This window comes from Stenotrophomonas sp. T8, assembly GCF_051853085.1.
Lineage (GTDB): Bacteria > Pseudomonadota > Gammaproteobacteria > Xanthomonadales > Xanthomonadaceae > Stenotrophomonas > Stenotrophomonas sepilia.
The window spans coordinates 3,481,467-3,505,932 of record NZ_CP195329.1; the positions used below are offsets into that span (position 1 = coordinate 3,481,467).

At 66.6% G+C, this 24,466-nt stretch carries 22 protein-coding genes; 6 read left to right on the forward strand and 16 right to left on the reverse strand.

All coding sequences use genetic code 11. From position 1 onward, the window contains the following. Positions 1–4: 4 nt before the first annotated feature. From atpA to ACSDHM_RS16105, 6 genes are all read right to left on the reverse strand, one after another. Entirely contained in the window at positions 5–1,552 is a 1,548-nt protein-coding gene (gene atpA, locus ACSDHM_RS16080; RefSeq protein WP_005411130.1) for a F0F1 ATP synthase subunit alpha, read from the reverse strand. A gap of 44 nt (positions 1,553–1,596) precedes the next feature. Then, on the reverse strand, positions 1,597–2,124 hold the full coding sequence (locus ACSDHM_RS16085; protein ID WP_005411131.1) for a F0F1 ATP synthase subunit delta: 528 nt from the start codon (positions 2,122–2,124) through the stop codon (positions 1,597–1,599). Positions 2,125–2,126: 2 nt separating this feature from the next. After that, complete coding sequence (locus ACSDHM_RS16090; protein WP_005419512.1) at positions 2,127–2,597, reverse strand: F0F1 ATP synthase subunit B; 471 nt, start codon at positions 2,595–2,597, stop codon at positions 2,127–2,129. 106 nt (positions 2,598–2,703) lie between these two features. Then, the gene (gene atpE / locus ACSDHM_RS16095) at positions 2,704–3,009 is read right to left on the reverse strand and encodes a F0F1 ATP synthase subunit C (protein WP_005411133.1); all 306 of its coding nucleotides are present in this window, start codon (positions 3,007–3,009) and stop codon (positions 2,704–2,706) included. 73 nt (positions 3,010–3,082) lie between these two features. Then, on the reverse strand, positions 3,083–3,883 hold the full coding sequence (atpB, locus tag ACSDHM_RS16100; protein WP_005411134.1) for a F0F1 ATP synthase subunit A: 801 nt from the start codon (positions 3,881–3,883) through the stop codon (positions 3,083–3,085). 31 nt (positions 3,884–3,914) lie between these two features. Further along, the gene (locus ACSDHM_RS16105; protein ID WP_014648497.1) at positions 3,915–4,280 is read right to left on the reverse strand and encodes a hypothetical protein; all 366 of its coding nucleotides are present in this window, start codon (positions 4,278–4,280) and stop codon (positions 3,915–3,917) included. A gap of 456 nt (positions 4,281–4,736) precedes the next feature. Here ACSDHM_RS16105 and ACSDHM_RS16110 point away from each other — a divergent pair, with 456 nt between their 5' ends. Beyond that, positions 4,737–5,555 carry a hypothetical protein gene (locus ACSDHM_RS16110; protein WP_005419516.1) on the forward strand — a complete coding sequence of 273 codons (819 nt, stop codon included), beginning with the start codon at positions 4,737–4,739 and terminating at the stop codon, positions 5,553–5,555. Positions 5,556–6,194: 639 nt separating this feature from the next. Here the strand turns inward: ACSDHM_RS16110 and lpdA are convergent. The 3 genes from lpdA to ACSDHM_RS16125 form a co-directional block, all read right to left on the reverse strand. Beyond that, positions 6,195–8,003, reverse strand: coding sequence for a dihydrolipoyl dehydrogenase (gene lpdA / locus ACSDHM_RS16115; protein ID WP_065178009.1), 1,809 nt, complete (start codon positions 8,001–8,003; stop codon positions 6,195–6,197). Between the two features lie 106 nt (positions 8,004–8,109). Further along, positions 8,110–9,816 carry a dihydrolipoyllysine-residue acetyltransferase gene (aceF, locus tag ACSDHM_RS16120; RefSeq protein WP_438914931.1) on the reverse strand — a complete coding sequence of 569 codons (1,707 nt, stop codon included), beginning with the start codon at positions 9,814–9,816 and terminating at the stop codon, positions 8,110–8,112. 167 nt (positions 9,817–9,983) lie between these two features. After that, positions 9,984–10,499 (reverse strand): DNA-deoxyinosine glycosylase, encoded by a 516-nt coding sequence (locus ACSDHM_RS16125; RefSeq protein ID WP_072167224.1) that lies wholly within the window; start codon positions 10,497–10,499, stop codon positions 9,984–9,986. A gap of 186 nt (positions 10,500–10,685) precedes the next feature. On the opposite strand from ACSDHM_RS16125, the gene ACSDHM_RS16130 reads away from it, so the two are divergent. The 3 genes from ACSDHM_RS16130 to glpK all read left to right on the forward strand — a co-directional run bounded on the left by ACSDHM_RS16130 (position 10,686) and on the right by glpK (position 14,601). Then, on the forward strand, positions 10,686–11,321 hold the full coding sequence (locus ACSDHM_RS16130; protein ID WP_005419535.1) for an OmpW/AlkL family protein: 636 nt from the start codon (positions 10,686–10,688) through the stop codon (positions 11,319–11,321). A gap of 193 nt (positions 11,322–11,514) precedes the next feature. Further along, positions 11,515–12,999, forward strand: a complete 1,485-nt coding sequence (glpD, locus tag ACSDHM_RS16135) for a glycerol-3-phosphate dehydrogenase (protein WP_088496545.1) — start codon at positions 11,515–11,517, stop codon at positions 12,997–12,999. 102 nt (positions 13,000–13,101) lie between these two features. Beyond that, positions 13,102–14,601, forward strand: a complete 1,500-nt coding sequence (gene glpK, locus ACSDHM_RS16140; RefSeq protein ID WP_049413243.1) for a glycerol kinase GlpK — start codon at positions 13,102–13,104, stop codon at positions 14,599–14,601. A gap of 177 nt (positions 14,602–14,778) precedes the next feature. On the opposite strand, the gene ACSDHM_RS16145 is transcribed toward glpK, so the two are convergent. Both ACSDHM_RS16145 and ACSDHM_RS16150 read right to left on the reverse strand, forming a co-directional pair. Beyond that, a complete protein-coding gene (locus ACSDHM_RS16145) occupies positions 14,779–15,573 on the reverse strand; it encodes a MetQ/NlpA family ABC transporter substrate-binding protein (protein WP_049413241.1) in 795 nt (264 codons plus the stop codon). Positions 15,574–15,599: 26 nt separating this feature from the next. After that, a complete protein-coding gene (locus ACSDHM_RS16150) occupies positions 15,600–16,571 on the reverse strand; it encodes a helix-turn-helix transcriptional regulator (protein WP_061479894.1) in 972 nt (323 codons plus the stop codon). Positions 16,572–16,651: 80 nt separating this feature from the next. On the opposite strand from ACSDHM_RS16150, the gene ACSDHM_RS16155 reads away from it, so the two are divergent. Beyond that, complete coding sequence (locus ACSDHM_RS16155; protein ID WP_188240593.1) at positions 16,652–17,254, forward strand: hypothetical protein; 603 nt, start codon at positions 16,652–16,654, stop codon at positions 17,252–17,254. Between the two features lie 106 nt (positions 17,255–17,360). Then, a complete protein-coding gene (locus ACSDHM_RS16160) occupies positions 17,361–18,137 on the forward strand; it encodes a DUF481 domain-containing protein (protein ID WP_049413237.1) in 777 nt (258 codons plus the stop codon). A gap of 75 nt (positions 18,138–18,212) precedes the next feature. Here the strand turns inward: ACSDHM_RS16160 and hemC are convergent, their stop codons facing one another. From hemC to mdoH, 5 genes are all read right to left on the reverse strand, one after another. Next, a complete protein-coding gene (gene hemC / locus ACSDHM_RS16165; RefSeq protein WP_088496546.1) occupies positions 18,213–19,124 on the reverse strand; it encodes a hydroxymethylbilane synthase in 912 nt (303 codons plus the stop codon). Positions 19,125–19,687: 563 nt separating this feature from the next. Beyond that, a complete protein-coding gene (locus ACSDHM_RS16170; RefSeq protein ID WP_061478104.1) occupies positions 19,688–20,419 on the reverse strand; it encodes a LytR/AlgR family response regulator transcription factor in 732 nt (243 codons plus the stop codon). Positions 20,420–20,429: 10 nt separating this feature from the next. Beyond that, on the reverse strand, positions 20,430–21,473 hold the full coding sequence (locus tag ACSDHM_RS16175; RefSeq protein WP_181503449.1) for a sensor histidine kinase: 1,044 nt from the start codon (positions 21,471–21,473) through the stop codon (positions 20,430–20,432). Between the two features lie 3 nt (positions 21,474–21,476). Beyond that, positions 21,477–22,136 (reverse strand): alpha/beta hydrolase, encoded by a 660-nt coding sequence (locus ACSDHM_RS16180; protein WP_439426385.1) that lies wholly within the window; start codon positions 22,134–22,136, stop codon positions 21,477–21,479. A 50-nt stretch (positions 22,137–22,186) separates the two neighbouring features. Next, complete coding sequence (mdoH, locus tag ACSDHM_RS16185; RefSeq protein WP_439426386.1) at positions 22,187–24,112, reverse strand: glucans biosynthesis glucosyltransferase MdoH; 1,926 nt, start codon at positions 24,110–24,112, stop codon at positions 22,187–22,189. Between the last annotated feature and the right edge of the window lie 354 nt (positions 24,113–24,466).

Below are 24,466 nucleotides of genomic sequence, written 5' to 3' on the forward strand. Positions count from 1 at the left end.
GCGATTACCAGCTGCCGGTGGTCTTGAACTCGGCGATGCCCTTCTTGAAGGCACCTTCGATGTCGTTGTCCCAACCGCCGGTAGCGTTGACCTTGCTGACCAGCTCGCCCTGGGTGTTGGCGAAGTGGGCGTGCAGGCCTTCTTCGAACGCCAGCAGCTTGTTGACCGGCACGTCGTCGAGGTAACCCTCGTTGACGGCGTAGATCGACAGCGCCTGGTTGGCGATCGACATCGGCGCGTACTGCTTCTGCTTCATCAGCTCGGTGACGCGCTGGCCACGCTCCAGCTGCTTGCGGGTCGCTTCGTCCAGGTCCGAGGCGAACTGCGCGAAGGCAGCCAGTTCACGGTACTGGGCCAGCGAGATACGGATGCCGCCCGACAGCTTCTTGATGATCTTGGTCTGGGCCGAGCCACCGACGCGCGACACCGAGATACCGGCGTTCACGGCCGGGCGGATGCCGGCGTTGAACAGGTCGGTTTCCAGGAAGATCTGGCCGTCGGTGATCGAGATCACGTTGGTCGGAACGAAGGCGGACACGTCGCCGGCCTGGGTTTCGATGATCGGCAGCGCGGTCAGCGAACCGGTCTTGCCGGTGACCTTGCCTTCGGTGAACTTCTCGACGTATTCCTCGGACACACGGGCAGCGCGCTCGAGCAGACGGGAGTGCAGGTAGAACACGTCACCCGGGTAGGCTTCGCGGCCCGGCGGGCGCTTCAGCAGCAGCGAGATCTGGCGGTAGGCGACAGCCTGCTTGGACAGATCGTCGTACACGATCAGCGCGTCTTCGCCGCGGTCCATGAAGTACTCACCCATGGTGCAGCCCGAGTAGGCGCTGATGTACTGCATGGCAGCCGATTCGGAAGCGGTCGCGGCGACCACGATGGTGTGGGCCAGCGCGCCGTTCTCTTCCAGCTTGCGCACGATGTTGGCGATGGTCGACGCCTTCTGGCCGATCGCAACGTACACGCACTTGATGCCGGTGCCCTTCTGGTTGATCACGGCATCGATCGCCATGGCGGTCTTGCCGGTCTGGCGGTCACCGATGATCAGCTCGCGCTGGCCACGGCCGATCGGGATCATCGAGTCGACCGACTTGTAACCGGTCTGCACCGGCTGGTCGACCGACTTGCGCCAGATCACGCCCGGAGCAACGCGCTCCACCGGAGCGGTCAGGTCGGTGCCCAGCGGGCCCTTGCCGTCGATCGGCTCGCCCAGCGCGTTCACGACGCGACCCAGCAGTTCCGGACCGACCGGCACTTCCAGGATGCGGCCGGTGGTCTTGGCGACATCGCCTTCGCGCAGGTGCTCGTAGTCACCCAGGACCACGGCGCCGACCGAGTCGCGCTCCAGGTTCAGGGCCAGTGCGAAGGTGTTGTTCGGCAGTTCGATCATTTCGCCCTGCATCACGTCGGCCAGACCGAAGATGCGCACGATGCCGTCGGACACGCTGGTCACGGTGCCTTCGTTGCGCGATTCCGCGGCCAGCTTGACCTTCTCGATGCGGTTCTTGATCAGTTCGCTGATTTCGGAGGGGTTGAGCGTGGTTGCCATCGTCAAGTCCTAGTGCCGGCAGCGGGGCCGGACGTTAAATGAATTCAGTTAGCGAGCGCGGTCTGCAGACGGGCCAGCTTGCCCTTCAGCGAACCATCGATGACCACGTCGCCGGCGTCGATCACGGCGCCGCCGATCAGCGAGGCATCGACCGCGGTGGTCACGTCGACCTCGCGGTTGAAGCGCTTGCGCAGCGCGACCTTGATCGCGTCCAGTTCACCGGCCGACAGTTCGGCAGCCGAGGTGACGGTGGCCTTGACCACGTGCTCGGCTTCGGCGCGCAGGGCGTCGAACATGCCGGAGATTTCCGGCAGCAGCGGCAGGCGATGCGATTCGGCCAGGATGGCCAGGAAGCGCGAGTAGGTCTCGCCGTGGGACACCGGCGCCAGCAGGGCGACGGCGTCGTCACGACCCAGCTCCGGGTTGGCGAGCAGGGCCGCCACGCGCGGGTCGGCGGCGACGTGGGCGGAGAACGCCAGGGCGTCCGACCACGGCGCGAACGCGCCTTCGTCGCGCGCGGTCGCGAACGCGGCGCGGGCGTACGGGCGGGCAAGCGTGAGGGCCTGGCTCATCCTTAGATCTCCGAGGCCAGCTCGTCGAGCAGCGCCTTGTGGGCGTTGGCGTCGATTTCGCGCTTGAGCAGCTTTTCGGCACCGGTCACGGCCAGCGCGGACACCTGCTTGCGCAGATCTTCACGGGCACGGTTGGCGGCGGCGTCGATTTCAGCCTGGGCCAGTTCCTTCTGACGGGTGGCTTCGGTGATCGCTTCGTTGCGGGCAGCATCAACGATCTGGTTGGCACGCGCATGGGCCTGATCGATGATCTCGTTGGCCTTGGTGCGGGCTTCCTTCAGCGCTTCGTTGACCTTCTCCTGCGCCTGGGCCAGATCTTTCTGGCTGCGGTCGGCAGCAGCGAGGCCTTCAGCAATCTTCTGCTGGCGCTCTTCGATCGCGTTCATCAGCGGCGGCCAGATCTTGGTCGCGATGATCCAGATCAGACCAGCGAAGGCCAGCGCCTGCGCAAGAAGGGTGAAATTGATATTCATGGTTAGCTCGATCGCTGGTTTCGGGGTGGACGCGCCGCCGAAGCGGCACATCCGGCCTTCATCCGAAACCGGGTGCATCAGCACCCGGTCGTCTCAAACCGCTGTATCAGCCGGCCAGAGCCTTGGTGACGGCGCCAGCGAAGGCAGCCGACAGCGGGTTGGCGAAGGCCAGCAGCAGGCCAACGGCGACCGAGATGATGAACGCGGCGTCGATCAGGCCGGCGGTGATGAACATGCGGACCTGCAGGACCGGGATCAGTTCCGGCTGGCGGGCGGCCGACTCCAGGAACTTACCAGCCATGATGGCCAGACCCAGACCGGCGCCCAGCGCGGCCAGGCCGATCATGATGCCGACGGCAAGGGCGGTGGAGCTCTGAATCTGCGCGAAGTTGGTCAGGACGGCGAAGTACATGGTTATCTCCAGGAACTTAAGTTGCTAAGGGTGATGAAACGGATGAAGGTTGAAACGCGTTGAAGCTTGAAACTCAGTGAGCGTCTTCCGACAGGCTCAGGTACACGATCGACAGCATCATGAAGATGAAGGCCTGCAGCGGGATCACCAGCAGGTGGAACAGCATCCAGCCGAGGCCGAACACACCACCGGCAATGGCACCGAAGAAACCGGCACCACCCAGCACCCAGATCAGCAGGAACACGATTTCGCCGCCGAACATGTTGCCGAACAGTCGCATCGCCAGCGAGATCGGCTTGCTCAGCCACTCGACGATGTTGAGGATCAGGTTGAACGGCATCATCCACTTGCCGAACGGCGCCGTCAGGAATTCCTTGATGAAGCCGCCCAGGCCCTTCGACTTCAGTGCGAAGAACAGCATCAGGAAGAACACGCTGATGGCCATGCCCAGGGTGGCATTGACGTCAGCGGTCGGCACCGGCTTCCAGTAGTGCACGCCCGCCCATTCCAGCGGCTTGGCGATGAAATCGGCCGGGATCATCTTCAGCAGATTCATCAGCAGAATCCAGAAGAAGATGGTGATGGCGATCGGCGTGACCAGCTTGCTCTTGCCGTGGTAGGTGTCCTTGGCCTGGCGGTCGACGAACTCCAGGCAGATCTCGACGAAGGCCTGCCACTTGCCCGGCACGCCGGCGGTGGCCTTGCGGGTGCCCAGCCAGAACGCGACAACGATCACCAGGCCCATCAGGACCGCAGTGAGGAAGGTATCGACGTGGATATGCCAGAACATACCCTCACCCTTGCCGACCGGCGCGGTCAGGTTGTGCAGGTGATGCTGGATGTAGCTGGTAGGGGTTAGAGCCTCGCCCGCCATGTGTCCGGAACCTTCAGTTAATTGAATTCTGTCAACGCCTGGCCATCGCCAGGACCTGGAACATCAAGCCGACGGCGATACCGGCCAACAGCGCCAATGCAGGCAGCTTGAAGACCAGGAACCCCACCAGCAGGACGCCGAAAACCACGACCCACTTGGCCACGATCGCAATGATCAGGCGAGCCATCGCCGATCCTGCGGCCACCGCACCGCCCCCCAGCGCCATCCTTGCCGCCACCCAGCCACCGGCCGAAATGGCCACACCGGACGCCAGCGCGCCGAGGGCATATTTCGGACCGACCAGCAGGAAGGCCAGGGCCAGGACAGCGACCGCGGCCAGCGGGTAGACCGCGGCGCGCAGCATCAGTCGCCGACCCGCATCAACGGAGTTCAGCACAGGACGTCCCGCGTGGTTGCAAGTGGAAGGCTGAGGCGGCTACAGCAGGGGGGCCTCATCGAGCCGCCAAATTATAGCAATGGGACAATTTGCGAGACAACCGCTGCCTGTTCATCCCGGGAAGCCGCAAGTTGCGGTAACGGTTACATTTTTGCGTACCACCCGGGGGACAATGACGTCCGCATGATGCTGCACCGCAGTATTGAACTTTGGTCGCAGGCGAGGAACTTTCGCCGGATACGCGGGTCCAATCTTTCGACCTGCCTGCAGCATCCTCGTCGGCTCCACCCCGCAGGTCCCACGATGGCCCCGAAGCCCGTCTCCGGGGCCATCTTTTTGCATCGCCGCGACAGCACTGAACCGTGCACATGCCGTGGACCATACGTTCACGGATGGTGGACGGGCCGGTCCGGCACAGTGGTCTTCATTCTGATGAACCACTGCAAGGACTCTTCGATGCGCCCCGTACCCACCCTGCTCGCTCTCTCCCTGATCGCCGCCGGCGCCTCGTTCGCCACCGCTGCCCACGCCGCCGAAGGCGACGACCGCTTTGCCCTGCGCTTGGGTGCGATGAACATCGACTCGGACAACACGCTCCGCGGCAAGACCAATGTCGCCGGGCAGGACATCGGCTTCTCCGAGGACTTCAAGCTGGGTGGCAAGGAGTGGGAGCCGCGCATTGACGGCATGTTCCGCATCAGCAACCGCCAGCGCCTGCTGTTCAACTATTTCAAGTACGACAAGGACCGCCGCGAGACCCTCGGCCAGGACATCTCCTTCGGTGACGTCAACGTGCCGTCCGGCAGCTTCGTCAAGGGCGAACTGAAGTACCAGGTGGCCAGCCTGGTCTATGACTACTCGGTGGTGGACACCGATACGTTCGACCTGGGCCTGCAGCTGGGTGCCGAGTACGCCAAGGTCAGCACCAAGGCCTACGCCGATCTGGGCACCGTGTACGAAGGCCAGTTCCTCAACGAGAAGACCGACGGCGTGGCGCCGGTGGTCGGTGCGCGATTGAGCTTCACCCCGTCCGAGAAGTGGATGATCACCCTGCAGGGCCAGTACCTCAACACGCGCTGGGGCAGCTTCGATGACTACAAGGGCGATCTGAGCCGCGCCAACGCCATCGTCGATTACCGCTTCACCAGGAACTTCGGTGTGTTCGCCGGCTACGACTGGTTCAAGCTCGATGCGGACAAGAAGGGCAGCGACGGCACCATCGGCCTGAAGCAGGAATTCAAGGGCCCGGTGGCCGGCGTCAGCTTCGTGTTCTGATCCCTCGTCCCTTCCACGCTCTCTCTCCTGGCGCGGCCTCCGGAACATCGGGGCCGCGTTTTTTGTGGCATCGTCGAGCAGAGAAGCAGGTTGGTCGAGCGCGGGGGGAGAGGGGCTTGCGTGCGAATGTCCCCCGGCGCCGGCCTACGGCCGACGCCTCTTTCCTTTACTTCGCACACAAGCCCCTCTCCCCCCGCGTATCAGGCATCCACGCGGCCTTTGCAGTGGCAGTGGCTCTACTTTCAGCAAGCCGAGCCGCTGCGAGCGGTGGCAGTTGCCGCAGATGCAAGCTGGGTCGAGCGCTGGAGGGAGCGGGGCTGCGTGCGAATGTCCCCCGGCGCCGGCCTGAGGCCGACGCCTCCTCCTTTACTTCGCACACAGCCCCACTCCCTCCGCGTGTCATGCATCCAGGCGGCCTGAGCACCGACTCTCGACTTTCCGCAAGCCGAGCCGCTGCGCGGGTGGCAGGCATTTGGACAAAGTAAAGGAGGAGGCGACCGCCGCAGGCGGGCGACGGGGGACATTTGTCCAAATGCCTGCCACCCGCGCAGCGGCCCGAACGCTCGCAACGGCGTCGAACGAAGAAACAAAAAGCCCCGGCAGATGCCAGGGCTTTTCGTTCGTGAAGGCGCAGGCGCCTTACTTCTTCTTCGGCATGTACAGATCGGTGATCGTGCCGTCGTAGATTTCCGAGGCCATCGCCACCGATTCGCTCAGCGTCGGGTGCGCATGGATGGTGTGGCCGATGTCTTCGGCTTCGGCACCCATCTCGATGGCCAGGCCGATCTCGGCCAGCAGGTCACCGGCATGCACGCCAACGATCGCGCCGCCGATGATGCGGTGGGTCTCCTCATCGAAGATCAGCTTGGTGAAGCCCTCGGTGCGACCGATGCCGATCGCGCGGCCGCTGGCGGCCCACGGGAACTTGGCCACGCCGACCTTCAGGCCCTTGGCCTTGGCTTCGGTCTCGGTCACGCCCACCCAGGCAATTTCCGGGTTGGTGTAGGCCACCGACGGAATCACCCGGGCCACCCACTCCTTCTTGTGGCCAGCGGCCACTTCGGCGGCCAGCTTGCCTTCGTGCGTGGCCTTGTGGGCCAGCATCGGGTTGCCGACGATGTCGCCGATGGCAAAGATGTGCGGAACGTTGGTGCGCATCTGGCGATCAACCGGGATGAAGCCACGCTCGGTGACCTGCACGCCGGCCTTCTCGGCATCGATCTTCTTGCCGTTCGGCGAACGCCCGACGGCCACCAGCACACGGTCGAAAGTGCCCTGCGCCAGCGCCGGCGCCTGGCCTTCCTCGGCCGCCTCGAAGGTCACGGTGATGCCCTTGGCATCGGCGGTGACGCCCGAGGCCTTGGTCTTCAGGTGCACTTCGATGCCCTGCTTCTTCAGGCGGTCGGCCAGCGGCTTGACCAGGTCCTTGTCGGCGCCCGGCATCAGCTGGTCCATGAACTCGACCACGGTGACCTTGCTGCCCAGTGCGCTGTACACAGTGGCCATTTCCAGGCCGATGATGCCGCCGCCGACGACCAGCAGCGAGCCCGGCACTTCGGCCAGCTCCAGCGCGTCGGTGGAATCCATCACGCGCTTGTCGTCCCACGGGAAGTTCGGCAGCTTCACCGCCTGCGAACCCGCGGCAATGATGCACTTCTGGAAGCGCAGCAGCTGGGTGCTGCCGTCTGCGGCGGTGATCTCCAGTTCGTTGGCCGAGATGAACCTGCCGACGCCCTGCACGTTGCGGACCTTGCGCTGCTTGGCCATGCCGGCCAGGCCCTTGGTCAGCTGGTTGACGACCTTTTCCTTGTACTGGCGCAGCTTGTCCAGGGTGATGGTCGGCTTGCCGAACTCGACGCCGAAATCGCCGGCGTGGGCCACTTCGTCGATCACCGCGGCGGCGTGCAGCAGCGCCTTGGACGGAATGCAACCGACGTTGAGGCAGACGCCGCCGAGGCTGGCGTAGCGCTCGACCAGCACCGTGTCCAGGCCGACGTCGGCGGCGCGGAAGGCGGCGGTGTAGCCGCCCGGGCCGGAGCCCAGCACGACCATTTCGCATTCGATGTCGGCCGGCTTGCCACTGGACAGCGCCGGCTTCGGTGCCACCGGCTCGGCCGGGGCGCGGTGCGAGGGGGTCACCGGCGGCTTGCTGGCCGGAGCGGCCGCAGCCGGAGCCGGCGCAGCGGCCTTGGCCGGGGCATCGGCGGCGCCTTCAGCGTCCAGTACCACGACCACGGCGCCTTCGGACAAGGTGTCGCCCAGCTTGACCTTGATCTCCTTGACCACGCCGGCCGCCGAGGACGGCACTTCCAGGGTGGCCTTGTCCGACTCCAGGGTCACCAGGCCCTGGTCCTTCTTCACCGTGTCGCCGACGGCGACCAACACTTCGATCACCGGAACATCGCTGTAATCGCCGATGTCGGGAACCTTGACTTCAATCGTGGCCATGGTGGTTTTCCTTGTGCCCGGCCGGCAGGGCCGGCGGGCTGTCACTGCATCTGTTCACGCGGCCGCGCCAGGGGCAGCGGCCGCACGGTGGGGGCGAAGCGATGCCTTACAGCAGCACGCGGCGCATGTCGGCCAGCACCTGCGACAGGTACGTGGTGAAGCGTGCGGCCAGGGCGCCGTCGATGACGCGGTGGTCGTAGCTCAGCGACAGCGGCAGCATCAGCTTCGGCGCGAACTCCTTGCCATTCCAGACCGGCTGGATGGAGGACTTGGACACGCCCAGGATGGCCACTTCCGGTGCATTGACGATCGGAGTGAACGCGGTGCCGCCAATGCCGCCCAGCGAGCTGATCGAGAAGCAGCCGCCGCTCATGTCGGCCGGGCCCAGCTTGCCGTCGCGCGCCTTCTTGGCCAGTTCGCCGGTTTCCTGCGCGATCTGCACCACGCCCTTCTTGTCCACGTCGCGGATGACCGGCACGACCAGGCCGTTCGGCGTATCGGCGGCAAAGCCGATGTGGAAGTACTTCTTCAGGGTCAGGTTTTCACCGCTGGCGTCGAGCGAGGCGTTGAATTCCGGGAACTTCTTCAGCGCCGCGGCGCTGGCCTTGATCAGGAAGGCGAGCATGGTCAGCTTGATGCCGGCCTTCTCGTTTTCCTTGTTCAGCGCCACGCGCAGGCCTTCCAGGTCGGTGATGTCGGCCTGTTCGAACTGGGTGACGTGCGGGATCATCGCCCAGTTGCGGGCCAGGTTCGCGCCGGAGATCTTCTTGATGCGCGACAGCGGCTGCACTTCCGTCTCGCCGAACTTGCTGAAGTCGACCTTCGGCCACGGCAGCAGGTTCAGGCCACCGCCGGCAGCGACGGCAGCACCACCGGCAGCCGGCACACCACCGCTGAGCGCGGCCTTGACGAACTTCTGCACGTCACCCTTGGTGATGCGGCCGCCCTTCTCGGTGCCGTTGATCTGCAGCAGGTCCACGCCCAGCTCGCGGGCGAACACGCGCACCGCCGGGGTGGCGTACGGCACCTTGGCCGGCAGCACGCCATCGGCGTTGAACTGCACCGGCGGGCTGGACGGGGTGCCGGCCGAGGCGATCTCGCGCGCCGCCAGCTTGTCCGGCTGTGCCGGCACAGCGACCGGCTCGACCTTGGTGGCGGTCTCGGCGGCAGCCGGAGCAGCGGCCGCCGCCGCCTTGGTCGGTGCCGGCGCGGCAGCGCCTTCGGCTTCAATGATGGCAACCACGTCGCCCTGCGACAGATTGTCGCCCACCTTGACCTTGATCTCCTTGACCACACCGGCCACAGACGACGGCACCTCCATCGTGGCCTTGTCGCTTTCCAGCGTGACCAGGCCCTGGTCCTTCTTGACCGTGTCGCCGACGGCGACCAGCACTTCGATGACCGGAATGCCGGCGTAGTCGCCGATGTCCGGCACCAGCGCTTCCACTGCGCCACCGCTGGCGGCCGGAGTGGCCGGAGCGGCCGCCGCAGCAGCGGCGGGGGCCGGCGCGCTCTGGGTGGCGGCAGCCGGGGCAGCGGACTTGGCCGGTGCCGGTGCGGCGGCTTCGCCTTCGGCCACTTCGATCAGCGCCACGACCTTGCCTTCGGACAGGCTGTCGCCCACCTTGACCTTCAGTTCCTTGACCACGCCTGCCACCGAGGACGGCACTTCCATGGTCGCCTTGTCGCTTTCCAGCGTCACCAGGCCCTGGTCCTTCTTGACCGTGTCGCCGACGGCGACAAGCACCTCGATTACCGGGATATCGCTGTAGTCACCGATATCGGGGACAAGTGCTTCCTTGATTTCGGCCATGGGGATAACTCCGGCAATCTGGTGTAGGGAAACGTCTATTGTGCGGCCAGCGGGGTCCAGCGCCAACCGTTACAGGTGTTTTCAGTACGCACGCAGCCGGGACAGGCTGTTGCCCACGGGTCCCGGCCGCGACCAGTCGGTAGCGTATTGTCCGGACGATGTCCGCTTCATGTCGCCAGTGCGTCTGCAACCGGCTGCCAGGCCTGGCGCAGGCGCGGCAACGACCACGCCGCATTGGCCGGGCTGGTCGAGGGCAATGCAACCACCTGTGGCGGGGTCTCCAGCTGCGGCAGCACCCAGCGCTGGAACGCCTGCCATGATGCAGCGCCATTGCAGCCGATCAGCGTCAGCTCAGGCAACGTGGCGATCAGTTCCGGCAGTGCATTGGCCACTTCCGTGCCACGCACGATGTCCGCATCCAGGCTGCCTCGGCGCTCGCAGCGACCGATCACATCCCACAGACCGATGCCCGCGGCATTCAATGCCTGCAGCCGCGCGGCGTAGGCCAGATCCGCCTCGAAACCACAGATGTCGGCCATCAGCGGCCAGAAGCGGTTGCGCGGATGGGCGTAATAGCGCTGCTCCTGCAGGGACGCCACGCCCGGCATCGAGCCCAGCAGCAGCACCCGGCACTCCAGGTTCACCTGCGCTTGCAGGCCAATGCACAACGTTGCTGTGCTCACATCTTCTCCAACTGCATGAATGTCCTCGAGCGCCAGAAACCCCATGGATAAAGGCATTCCGTACCCGTCGCTGAACAAGGAAAACTTTTTTTTAACGTGCGTCGGATTCGATTCATGTTGGGGCGACTACGGTGTGCTCGCCCCGCAACCGGGGGCCCAAAACAAGAAACATTAGGAGATACCCCCATGCGCTCCATCCGTATCCTGAGTCTCGCCCTGCTGACCTCCGCCGCCTTCGCGCCGGCCGCTTTCGCCCAGGACAGCAGCAGCACCGACACCGCGTCGGGCAAGCATTTTGCCGTTGTTGGCGGCATCTCGCTGCTGGAACCGAAGAACGACCCGATCTCCGGCGTGAAGAAGACCGATGGTGGCCCGGCGCCGACCGTCAGCTTCAGCTACTACATCAACGACAACTGGGCCGTTGAACTGTGGGGCGCCGCTGACAAGTTCGACAACAAGTTCAAGGGCCCGAACAACGCCCGCCTGGGCTCGGTCGAGCAGCAGCCGGTCGCGCTGAGCGGCCAGTACCACTTCGGCCAGGCTGACAACGTGTTCCGTCCGTTCGTGGGCGTCGGCTACTACCAGTCGAGCTTCAGCAACGAGAAGCTGGGCAACGGCGCTGACACCGACATCCGCTTCAAGGATGCCAAGGGCGTGATCGGCACCGTCGGCGTCGACATGAACATCAACTCCACCTGGTTCGCCCGTGCTGACGCCCGCTACATGCGCGCCCGCCCGGACATCAAGGTTGGCGGCGAGAAGATCGGCGAAGCCAAGATGGATCCGTGGACCGTCGGCTTCGGCATCGGCGCCCGCTTCTGATCCAGGCTGCACCCGCTTCACTGATGCAACGCGACGGGCCCTTCGGGGCCCGTCGTCGTTTCCGTCACCGGCGTTCCGCGTGTAGAGCCGAGCCCGCGCTCGGCTGCTTTTTTGTAGAGTCGAGCTTGCCCGGCTGACCCGGAAAGCAGCCGAGCATGGGCTCAGCTCTACACAAACAGGACGCGAAGACACGATGGACGACGTCGACCTGCTGGTGATCGGTGGCGGCATCAACGGTGCCGGCATCGCCCGTGACGCCAGCGGCCGCGGCCTGCGCGTGCTGCTGTGCGAGCAGCACGACCTGGCCGCGCATACCTCCAGCGCCAGCAGCAAGCTGATCCACGGCGGCCTGCGCTACCTGGAACAGGGCGAGCTCGGGCTGGTGCGCAAGGCGCTGGGCGAACGCGAGGTGGTACGCCGGCAGGCGCCCCATCTGGTCCATCCATTGCGCTTTGTGCTGCCGTGGGAACCCCATCTGCGCCCACGCTGGATGCTACGCGCGGGACTGTGGCTGTATGACCACCTGGGCCGTCGCAGCCCGGCATTTCCCGCCTCGCGCGCCCTGGACCTTCAGCGCGATCCGCTCGGCCCCTGGCTCTCGCCGGATCTGCGGCAGGCCTTCAGCTACGCCGACGCGCAGGTCGATGACGCGCGACTGGTGCTGCTCAACGCCCTGGACGCCGCGCAGCGGGGCGCACAGGTGCGTGTGCGCAGCCGCTGCATCGACCTGCAGCCCTTGCAGGGCCGGTGGCAGGCGGTGCTGGAATCCGCTGATGGCCAGCAGCAGGTGACCGCGCGCGCCGTCGCCAATGCGGCAGGGCCGTGGGCCGGCGGCCTGCTGGAACGGATGGAGGCACGCAGTGGCGGCCCCGCGCTGCGGCTGGTACAAGGCAGCCACATCGTCCTGCACCGGCCCTGGCCCGATGACAGCGCGTGCCTGCTGCAGCAACCCGATGGACGCGTGGTGTTCCTGTTGCCCTTCGCCCACGACCACCTGCTGGTTGGCACCACCGACACCGACTATCGCGGCGACCCGGCGCGCTGCAGCGTGCTGCCTTCAGAGGTGGCGTACCTGTGCGAAGCGGCCAATCGCTACCTGCATGAACCCATCGCGCCGGAAGATGTGGTCTGGCAGTTCGCCGGTGTCCGCCCGCTGCTGGCCGATCCCGATCCGCGCGCGGCAAGACTCAGCCGCGATTACCGCCTGCAGCTGCAGGTGGACCCGGCACCGGCGCTGCATGTGCTGGGCGGCAAGCTGACCACCTACCGGGTGCTGGCCGAGGAAGCGCTGGAGCTGCTGCGGCCCGCCCTGCCGCAGATGGGAGCGGCGTGGACGGCAAACGGAGACCCGCTGCCAGGCAGCGACTGGGGCGACGCCGCGCAGGCGGGCGCGCATCTGCAGGTATCGGCACCCTGGTTGCCCGCAGGTATCGCGCGACGCTGGGCCGGGGCCTATGGCAGTCGCAGCGCGGAACTGCTGCAGGGTGTACGGGGCCTGCACGATCTTGGCGAGGCGTTTGGCGGCGGCCTGCATGCCCGGGAAGTGGCCTTTCTGCGCGAGCAAGAGTGGGCGCGCACTGCCGAGGACGTGCTGTGGCGAAGGAGCAAGCTGGGGTTGCGGCTGGACGCTGCGCAGGTGACACGGCTGCAGGCGTGGATGGAACACTCCACTGTGTAGAGCCGAGCCATGCTCGGCTGCGTTGTGCAAATGCAGCCGAGCATGGCTCGGCTCTACAGAGAGAAAGGTAAGTTACCCTGACTGCTCTACCGGAGACGCTGCATGACGCCCCGCTACGTGCTGGCCATCGACCAGGGCACCACCAGTTCGCGCGCGATCCTGTTCGACCGTGCCGGCGACATCATCGGCAGCGCGCAGCGCGAGTTCGCGCAGATCTTCCCGCAACCCGGCTGGGTCGAGCATGACCCGCGCGAGATCCTTACCAGCGTCTATGCCACGCTGACCGAACTGCTCAGCCGCGGGCAGATCGACCCGCGTCATATCGCCGCACTGGGCATCACCAACCAGCGCGAAACCACCGTGGTCTGGGACCGTGCCACCGGCCAGCCGATCCACAACGCCATCGTCTGGCAATCGCGGCAGAGCCACGCCATCTGTGAACGCCTGAAGTCCGAAGGCCATGAAGCGCTGATCCGCGAGCGGACCGGCCTGCTGATCGATGCCTATTTCTCTGCGACCAAGGTGCGCTGGATCCTCGACCACGTGGAAGGTGCGCAGCAGCGCGCCGAACGTGGCGAGCTGCTGTTTGGCACCATCGACAGCTGGCTGGTGTGGAACCTCAGCGGCGGCCAGGCGCATGTGACCGACTACAGCAACGCGGCGCGCACGCTGTTGTTCAACATCCACACGCTGGACTGGGATGACGATCTGCTGGCCCTGCTCGACATCCCGCGCGCGATGCTGCCGCAGGTGCGCGACTCCAGTGCGGTGTACGCACACACCCGGCCGCAGTTCTTCTTCGACCACCCGATCCCGATCGCCGGCATCGCCGGTGACCAGCAGGCGGCACTGTTCGGCCAGGCCTGTTTCCAGCCGGGCATGGTCAAGAACACCTATGGCACCGGTTGCTTCATGTTGATGCATACCGGCGCGCAGGCGGTGCGGTCGCGCAACGGCCTGCTGACCACCATTGCCTGGGGCCTGGACGGGCGCGTGGAGTATGCGCTGGAAGGGTCGATCTTCATCGCCGGCTCGGTGGTGCAGTGGCTGCGCGACGGACTGCGCATGATCGAACGCGCCAGCGACAGCCAGGCACTGGCCGCGCAGGTGCCCGACAGCGGCGGCGCCTATCTGGTGCCGGCGTTTGTCGGCCTGGGTGCACCCTATTGGCGCAGTGATGTGCGCGGTGCGATGTTTGGATTGACCCGTGGCACGCGCAAGGCGCACTTCGTGCGCGCCGCGCTGGAAGCGATGGCCTACCAGACCCGCGACGTGCTCGATGCCATGCAGTCCGATGCCGGTATCGCGCTGACCGAACTGCGCGCCGATGGCGGTGCGATCGGCAACGACTTCCTGGCCAGCTTCCAGGCAGACATCCTCGGTGTGCCGCTGCTGCGGCCGCGGTTGACCGAAACCACCGCGCTCGGTGCGGCCTATCTGGCCGGCCTGGCCGTCGGGTTCTGGTCCAGCCGCGAACAGATCGCTGCACAGTGGGGCCTGGACCGGCGCTTCGAGCCACAGATGGAGGTGTCGCGGCGCGAGAAGCTGTATGCGGGATGGCAGCAGGCGGTTGCCGCCACCCTCGCCTTCCACGTCGATTGAAACTGCAATGCCCTGCCCTGCTGCGGCACGTGGAGTGACACGGTAGAGCCGAGCCATGCTCGGCTGCCGTTGGTGAAATGCCGGAAACAGCAGAGCCGAGCGTGGGCTCGGCTCTACAGGGCAGGCAGTGTCGACCAAGGTCGACACCCACCATTCAAATCAACAGATCAGCCGCAATCAGAACGCCGGCAGCACCGCGCCCTTGTACTTGGTCTCGATAAAGGCCTTCACCTGCGGGCTGGTCAGGGCCTTGGCCAGCTTCTGCACACGGGCGTCGTCCTTGTTGTCCGGGCGCGCGACCAGGAAGTTCACGTACGGCGAATCCTTGCTCTCGATCGCCAGCGCATCCTTGGTCGGGTTGAGGCCGGCGTCCAGCGCATAGTTGGTGTTGATCAGGGCCAGATCGACCTGGTCCAGCACGCGCGGCAGCATCGCCGAGTCCAGCTCGCGGAACTTCAGGTTCTTCGGGTTGGCGGTGATGTCACGCTGGGTCGACAGCGCGTTGGCCGGGTCCTTCAGTTCGATCACGCCGGCCTTGTGCAGCAGGATCAGCGCGCGGCTGTTGTTGCTCGGATCGTTCGGGATCACCACGTCGGCACCGTCGCGCAGCTCGGCCAGCGACTTGACCTTGCGCGAGTACGCACCGAACGGCTCGATGTGCACGCCGATCACCTTCACCAGGTCGGTCTTGCGGTCGCGGTTGTAGGCATCCAGGTACGGCTCGGTCTGGAAGTAGTTGGCGTCCACCTGCTTCTGCACCAGCTGGTCGTTGGGCTGCACGTAGTCGTTGAATACGCGCACGTCCAGGTCCACGCCTTCCTGCTTGAGGATCGGCTTGACCACCTCGAGGATCTCGGCATGCGGCACGGCCGTGGCGGCCACCACCAGCTTCTGCGAGGGCTCGCCGGACTTGCCGCAGGCGGTCAGGGCCAGCGCAGCGGCGAGCAGGGACAGCAACAGGGTCTTCTTCATGGGGGACGGGGTTCTCGGGGGGAGTGTCAGGATTTTTCGTAGTTGCTCAGGGCCAGCTCAAGCAGCGCCTTGGCCTGCTCGCGCAGCATGATCGGCTCGATGATCTCGGCATCCGAACCATAGTGCAGCACGTCCATCAGCAACTCTCGCGAGACGCTGTACGGCACCTTCAGTTCGTAGCGGCCATCGGCCAGGAAACGACCCTGCTGCTTGGAATGCCAGTGCTCGTCGGCCACCCAGCGCGCAGCCTTGGCGCTGAACAGGATGGTCGCCCAGCCCTTCGGGGCACCCGAAAAAATGCCATAGCTGGCGCCGAGCTGCTCGTCCAGCTCGCTGTCGGCGACATCGCGGGCGGCATTGTCGATTACCCGTGCCTTGTGGATGCGGTCCACCGCGAAACTGCGCAGCGCCTCGCGGTCGTGGTCCCAGGCATCCAGGTACCAGTTGTCGCGATAATGGGTCAGGCGCTGCGGCGAGACGGTGCGCTTGGTCGGCTCGTCGGTGGAGCGGGCGCGGTATTCGAACGCCAGCTGGCGGCGCTCCAGCACCGCCGAGGCCACGCTGCGGAAGCTGCCTTCGTCGAACTTGCGGCCACGGTGCGGAATCACCCGCACGCGGTCGACCGGCCAACTGGAAACACCGGCCTGCGCCGCCAGCAGGCTCTCGATGCGCTGCTGCAGCGGGGCCAGCACCGACGACAGCACGCCGCCGCCGGTACGCGCCAGCAGGTGCTGCGAGGCCAGCAGGGCATGCAGCTCCTCCGAGCTGAGCCACAGGCCGGGCAGCTCGAAGCGGTCGCTCTCGTCGGCCTGGTAGCGGAAGCCGGCCTCGCCGTCGCCCTCGATCGGTGCCATCAGCGCATCGCGCAGGAAGGCCAGGTCGCGATAGACGGTGGCACGGGAACAACCGAGCTTGTCCTGCAGGGTCGCCACCGTCACCGGATAGCGCGCGGACTTGAGCAGACGATGCAGGGCGGTGATGCGTTCGTATCGGTCCATACCCCCGATTATGTCCGAGTCGCGGGTCTTGTGTGGAACGTTTGGGCTATCGTGGTCGCCCCCACCCCGTGGAATGCCCGATGCGCCGGTTGCCTGCCCTGTCCCTGCTGGCCTGCCTGCTGCTGGCCGCCTGCGATCGCGCGCCGGCGCCGGCGGGCCCCGAGGCCCCGGTACCCGCCGCCGATCCGGCACAGGCGGTGCTGGGCGCCAGCCAGCGTTTCGCCGCCCTGCGCAGCTTCCACGCCGAACTGGAGGTGCTGGGCGCGCCGCAGCGGGTACGCAGCGCCATGGACTTCGTTGCACCCGACCGTTTCCGGGTGGAGACCCCGGCCGGGCCGCAGACCATCATCGGCGACACCCTGTTCCTGCAGGCCGACGGTGCGATCCGCCAGGTGCCGGCCCCGCCCGGCCTGCTCGAGCAGTGGCGCAACCCGCTGCCGGCCGACGCCCTGCCCGCCGACCTGAAGGCCGAAGACCTCGGCAGCCAGGCGCTGGACGGGGTCGAGACCCGTCACTACCGGCTGCGCGGCAGCCAGCCCGGCGAACGCCTGGAGTACTGGGTGGATGCCCAGGGCCTGCCACGCCAGATCGTGCGCAGCGGCAGCAGCAATGGCCGCAGCTTCCAGCTGCGCCTGCGCTATTCGCGCTTCAACGACCCCGCATTGCGTGTCGATCTGCCCTGAATAGGCGATCGCGGCAACGTTCGCTGAAGCACGCTTTGGATCGATTCGGACCGCCATCACGCTTCCAGTATCATCACCGGCTGTTAACCGTTCCGGAGAAGCCTCGATGTCCCTGCGCGTGTCCCTGCTGATCCCCCTGCTGCTGTGTGCGCCGCTTGCATACGCGCAGGATGCCTCCGAACTGGCGGCGATGTCCTCGCCGTGGAGTGGCAGCGGCGGCGAGCTCGGCTTTGCCTCGGCACGCGGCAACAGCAGCACCGAGAGCTTCAACGGCCGCCTGCGCCTGCGCTACACCGACGGCGACTGGGTGCACAGCATGGACCTGTTCGGCCTGCGCTCCAGCTCCAAGGTGACCGAGACCAATGACGACGGCACCACCACCCGCCGCAGCAACACCACCGCCAACCGCTACACCGGCAGTGCGGGCAGCGCGCTGCAGCTGGGCGAGCACCGCCAGCTGACGGCCACGGTGCGTACCGAGCGCGACGACTTCGCCACCTACGACCGCCAGAGCTCGTTCGGTCTGGGTTACGGCACCCGCCTGTGGAACACCGAGCGCTTTTCGTTCGACGCGCAGATCGGCCCCGGCGTGCGCCGTACCCACAGCACCGAGGATGACCGCACCCGTACCGGCATGATCGGCCGTGGCCTGTTCGACCTGAAGTACTCGCTGACCGACAACACCGACCTGGTGAACACGCTGCTGGTCGAGTCCGGTTCGTACAACACTTTCGGCCAGAACGACTTCGGTGTCTCGGTGAGCATGAACGAGCACCTGGCGCTGAAGGCCGGCTGGCAGGCGCGTTACAACAGCGACGTCGCTGTCGACAAGCGCAAGACCGATACGCTGACCACGATGAACGTGGTCTACAAGTTCAAATAAGCAGAACGGGCGCCCAGGGCACCCGTTCTTCTTCCGGTAGTGCCGGCCGCTGGCCGCGGCACTACCTGCGATGGCTCAGACGTTCAGCAGTTCGCCAGCACCATCGTCCAGCAGCAGCTTCGCCACCTGCTGGCCCAGCGCTTCCGGATCGCGGGCCGGACCCACCGCTTCGGCACGCACGGCGCGGCCATCACTGGCGCTGCCGACCAGGCCCTGCAGGTGCAGGTCGTCGCCCTGCCACTGCGCGATCGCCGCCACCGGCACGTGGCAGCTGCCATGCAGCGCGCGGTTCATGGCCCGCTCGGCTTCCACGCAGGCGCGCGTGGCGGCGTCATCAAGCGTGGCGAACAGCGCCATCAGGCGCGTGTTGCCTCCGTCGCACTCCACCGCCACCGCGCCCTGCGCCGGCGCCGGCAGCCACTGCGGCGGTTGCAGGCGCGCGACGATGCGCTCGCCCAGGCCCAGGCGCTCCAGGCCGGCCACCGCCAGCACGATGGCGTCGTAGCCACCGTTGTCGAGCTTGGCCAGGCGAGTATTGACGTTGCCGCGCAGGTCCAGCAGTTCCAGGTCCGGGCGCAGCGCGCGCAGCTGGGCCTGGCGGCGCAGCGACGAGGTGCCGACCCGCGCGCCGATCGGCAGCGCGTCCAGCGAGGCGTACAGGTTGGAGACGAAACCATCGGCCGGGTCGTGCCGGGTCAGCATCGCCGGCAGCGCGAAGGGCGCATCCAGTTCCATCGGCACATCCTTCAGCGAGTGCACGGCGCAGTCGGCCTCACCCCGCAGCATGGCCAGCTCCAGTTCCTTCAGGAACAGGCCCTTGCCACCGATGGCGGCCAGCGAGCGGTCCAGCACCTCGTCACCGCGGGTGCTCATCGGCACCAGTTCCACGTGCAGGCCGGGGTGGGCCTGGCGCAGGCGGCCGGCGACGTGTTCGCTCTGCCAGAGGGCGAGCGGGCTCTTGCGGGTAGCGATGCGGACAGTTTCCATACGGTCATTATCGCGCCTTCGGCGCGGATACGGCCAACGGCGGAGCCCCTCGTGGCTGGTGCATCGGCTGGATCTATCGCGCTTGGCCGGGCGGGGTGGGTTCGCGGGGGACGCCGTGAATCCGTCCGTGGAGGCTTGGCCGCGGCATCCATGCCGCGGACACCCCCGCGAACCCACCCCACCCGGCCTTTGACAGGTTCCGTGTGCGCCAGCCACGGAAGATCAAAAAAAAAGAGTGCAGAAACAAAGGCAACAGCCGACGGCTTCCGGGGTCAGATCCCTTTTCCGCAGGAAAAGGGATCTGACCCCTCTTCCCCCCTCGATAACAACAATGCCTTTGCCGTCCGTCACCGGGAAATTCGCGAGGGTGAGGCGGGATAGGCGGGCGGGACCGTTGGCGCCATGGATGGCGCCATCGAGCCCCCATGGATGGGTTTACGGCGTGTCCCGCCCGCCCATCCCGCCTCACCCAACACGCAACAACACAGAGCCGACAACCCGCTGTTGCTGTTGCTGTTGCTGTTGATTTCGCAGCAGTCGCGGCCGCAGGCCGCGCGGACCACTCACAGATGCCGCAGTTCCTGCTTCAGCGTCGCCACGCACCGGCGGCTGACTTCCAGCGGCTGCTTGCCATGCCGCAATACCGCCTGCACCTGCCCGCCCGAGCCCCGACGCAGCTCCACCAGCTCGTGGCGTGCCACCAGGCAGTTGCGATGGATGCGGATGAAACGACTGGCGAACTCTTCTTCCAGCGACTTCAGCGATTCCTCGATCAGGTCCTCGCCGCGCGCGTGGTGCACCACCACGTACTTCTCCTCGGCCTGCAGGTAGTGGATATCGTCCAGCGGAATCAGGCGCAGGCTGCCGCGCAGGCGTGCGCACAGCACGCTGCGTGCCTGCTGCCCGCTGTGCTCCTGTGGCCGGCCACCGCGGCCGGCCAGGAACGTGCGCGCACGCGCGATCGCCGCCGCCAACCGTTCGGCACGCACTGGCTTCATCAGGTAGTCGATCGCTGCGGCCTCGAACGCCGACAGCGCATGCGCATCGTAGGCGGTGCAGAACACCACCGCTGGCCGGGGTTCGAAGCTGGCCAGATGGCGGGCCGCTTCCAGGCCATCCAGCCCGGGCATCGCGATATCCAGCAGGACCAGGTCCGGCTGCAGCTCCGCGCACGCATGCAGGGCCTGCTCACCGTTGCCGGCCTCGGCCACCACGTCCACGCCGTCCTGTGCCGCCAACAGGCTGCGCAGGCGCTCGCGCGCCAGCGGTTCGTCGTCGGCGATGACTACCCTCACGATCGTTCCCTCACTGGATCGGCACTGTCACCTGGCAGGCATAGTAGCCCTCGCTCCAGCCAGCCGTCATCCGCGCGGTGCTGCCGAAGCGCCAGGCCAGCCGATGGCCGATGCTGTGCTGGGCATGGCCGGCGCCGCGTGCCAGCGCCAGCCCCGGCGCCTGCGGATCGGGTGCCGGGTTGCGTACGCGGATCTGCAGTTCATTGCCCTCGCGCGCCAGCTGCAGTTCGATGGTGCCGCCGTCGGGCAGGCGCGAGATGCCATGCAGCACGGCATTTTCCACCAGCGGCTGCAGTACCAGCCTTGGCAAGGGCAGGTCCCATGGCAGCGGCTCGTCGCGCTGCCAACGCACCTGCAGGCGTTCGCCCAGGCGCAGCGATTCGATCGACAGGTAGCGCTCTGCCAGTTCGCATTCGTCGCGCAGGGTGGAATCGCCCTCGCCCGCCCCCAGCGCGGCACGGAACAGATCGGACAGGTCCAGCACCGCGCGCTCGGCGACTGCCGGGTCACGATGCAGCAGGCTGGCGATCAGGTTCATGCTGTTGAACAGGAAATGCGGGCGGATACGCGCCTGCAGCGCGTCGGCCTGCGCGCGCGCGTTGGCCTGCACCTGCGCGGCCCAGCGATCGCTTACGTAGAAGTAGCGCAGCGCCAGCGCGGCGATCAGCGCCGTAGTTGCCGCGCTGCCGAGGGTGAAACGCCAGAAGCTGATGCCACTGGCGAAGTTGTCGCCCAGCACCGCGTACAGCGCGTGCACGATGCCGGCGCAGACCACCGCGATCAGGGTGGCCAGCACGGTCGCCGCAATGGCGCCCAGCACCGGCGGCAGCCGCGACAGGGTCTGCCGCAGCATGCACAGGCTGGCGGTCACCGCCAGCGCCAGCCACAGCGCGAATCCGCTGGCCGACAGCAGTTCGCCGAAGGTCCAGTGACGGCTGCCGTCCGGCGCCAGCGCCAGTACCACCACCACCAGCTCGGCCAGGCCGAGCATCGCCGCCAGCCGTGGCAGGCGGCACAGTTCCGGCATCCACGGCGGTGTGCTGGCCGGCGACATGGCTCAGGCGGCGCCCAGGCGTTCCTGCAGCCAGTCACCCAGTGCCTGGATCTCCTCGACACAGACCTGGTGAGCCATCGGGTAACTGTGCCACGCCACATCCAGGCCCAGCGTACGCAGCGCCTGCGCGCTGTGCGCGGCGACGGCCTGCGGGATCACCGGGTCGCCACTGCCATGGGCCATGAACACCGGCACCTGCACCGCGCCGTCAACACGCGTGGCGCTGTCGGCTTCGGGCAGATAGGTGGACAGCGCGATCAGGCCGGCCAGTGGCGCGGTACGCGAGAGCGCGGCCGTCAGGATGATCGCCCCACCCTGCGAGAAGCCTGCCAGGAAGATCTTCTCCGGCGCGATGCCGCGCTCGATCTCGCGCGCGATCAGTGCGTCCAGATGCACCACCGATTCCTGCACGCCGGCCATGTCGGCGCGCGAACGGAAGTCCATGCCCACGATGTCGTACCAGCCGCGCATCGGCACGCCGTTGTTGATCGTGATCGGCCGCACGGGTGCGTGCGGGAACACGAAGCGCAGCGCCGGCCAGTGCGGCCGCACCAGTTCCGGCACGATCGACGCGAAATCATGGCCGTCGGCGCCGAGGCCGTGCAACCAGATCACCGACCACTGCGGCGAGGCGCCGGTTTCCTGTTCCACCGTTTGCAGCATGATGCGGCTCCTTCAAGTTCGAGCCGCATTATGCCGCTGGCGCGGGGCAATCAGTACAGCGGCGGTTGCTCGGCCGCTTCCCGCCGCAGCTGCGCGGCGCGTACCAGCACCGGTGGCGGAATGTTCTCTTCCGGAATATCGAGCAGGCCGAGGCGATGCAGGAAAGCACCGGGGCCGCGCGAGGAGGTCAGCGCCACCACCGGAACGGCCAGAACCATGCCGATCACCACCGGCGCCATCCAGGCCGCCAGCGACGGCGATACCGCCCAGGCCAGCACGCCCATGAAGGCGCCGAACACACCCAAGCCACCGTAGCCACGGATCAACGCCATCCACGAGATGCCGCCGTCGTCACGCTGCTGCGCGTCCCAGCCGGAATCGCGCCCGGACAACACTTCGGCCACGCCGCGTGACTGCACGTACATCACCACCGGCGCCATCAGCGCGGCGAGCACGGTTTCCACCAGCATCGATACGAAGGCACGGATCGGACCGCCACAACCGCGGCGGTCGATCGGGTCCAGCAGCATTGCCAGGTAGCCGAGCACCTTGGGCAGCAGCAGCACCGCCATGGTGGCGGCGAACAGGCGCACCACCTGCTCTTCATCCTGTGCGCGCCAGTACACGCTGGGCGACAGGTGCAGCAGGGCGTTGAAATCGATGCCTTCCTGGAACAGCGGGATGGCGATGCCGATCAGCATCAGCATGGCCCACATCGGTGCGGTGAAATAGTGGCCGATGCCGATCAGCATGTGCGTGCGGCTGATCCAGTGCAGCCCGCGGCTGCCGACCACCTTGCCGTGCTGCAGGTTGCCCTGGCACCAGCGACGGTCGCGCACCAGCAGGTCGGTCAGCGTCGGCGGGCCTTCCTCGTAACTGCCACCGAGGTAGGGCACCATGTGCGCGGCCCAGCCGCCACGACGCATCAGCGCCGCTTCGACGAAATCGTGGCTGAGCACGTGGCCGCCGAACGGCTTGCGCCCCGGCAGCGCCGGCAGGCCGGCGTGGTCGGCGAAGGCACGGGTACGGATGATGGCGTTGTGGCCCCAGTAATTGCTCTCGGCACCGTGCCACCAGGCCACGCCGCGGGCGATCACCGGCCCGTACACGCGGCCACCGAACTGCTGCATGCGCGCGAACAGGGTGCGGCCGCCGATCACCGACGGCAGGGTCTGGATCAGTCCGACGTCGGCGTTGTGTTCCATGCCGGCCACCAGGCGCACGATGCTGTCGCCGGTCATCAGGCTGTCGGCATCAAGGATCAGCATCTGCGGATAGGCACCGCCGAAGCGGCGGACCCAGTCAGCGATGTTGCCGGCCTTGCGCCCGCTGTTGTCACCACGTCGACGATAGAACAGGCGCGTCTGCCCCTCCGGCACACGCTCGCGCAGCTCGGCGAACACCTGTTCCTCGGCAGCGGCAATGTCCTCGCGGCGGGTGTCGCTGAGCACGAAGAAGTCGAAGCGGTCGAGCTGGCCGGTGGCCGCCACCGACTCGTAGATCGCCTGCAGGCCGGCCAGCAGGCGGCGCGGGTCTTCGTTGTAGGTCGGCATCAACAGCGCAGTACGGCTGTGCACGGCCGGCAACGGCTTGTCCGGGTCGATGCCGAGCCGATAGCCCCGGTCGAACACAGCGGTCAGGAAGCCGGCCAGGGCGCTGGCAAACGAGAGCGCGATCCAGGCAAACAGGCCGACGAACAGCACCAGCAGGCAGGCTTCGAGCACGCTGATGCCATTGGCCGACAGCACCCGCCACATCATCCGCGTAGCCACGGCGGTCATGCCGAGCGTGCCACCAAACAGGTACAGCCGGCGCAGGCCGATCAAGCGCGGCGAGGTGCGATGCCGCCGGACCTTCAGCGCGCCTTCGCGCAGGGTCTGTTCGGGCATCGGCAACGGCGATTCAGCGGGCAGCAGCGCCCAGCCGGCATCGAGCCGGGGCGTTCCTGCTTCCGCATGGATGGTCTGCACCCCCATCGTCGCTTACTCCGCGCCGTCGGCACGGCCGGCCATCCCGGCCGGGCTGCATGCACCAAGGTTCCCGGCGCGCTTTCCCGGCGCCCGCACTTGTCCTGGCTGTGTCGGCCTCACGCCGCACAGTCGATGTCTGTCACTACCGGAACCCACACGATCTCCAACGGGGCGGAATCGAAAATGCGGCCCAGTCTAGGGCCCAGAATGTAAGCCGGGTGCGAAGGTCTACACCGGGATTTGTCCCCATTCAGCAAATAGCAGGCGATCACGCCAGGGCATGGCCAGATGTCACTGCATCGCCCCCGGTACTGGATCGTAACAAACGCGAACGGTTATCATTTAATTAACCAGGCAGGT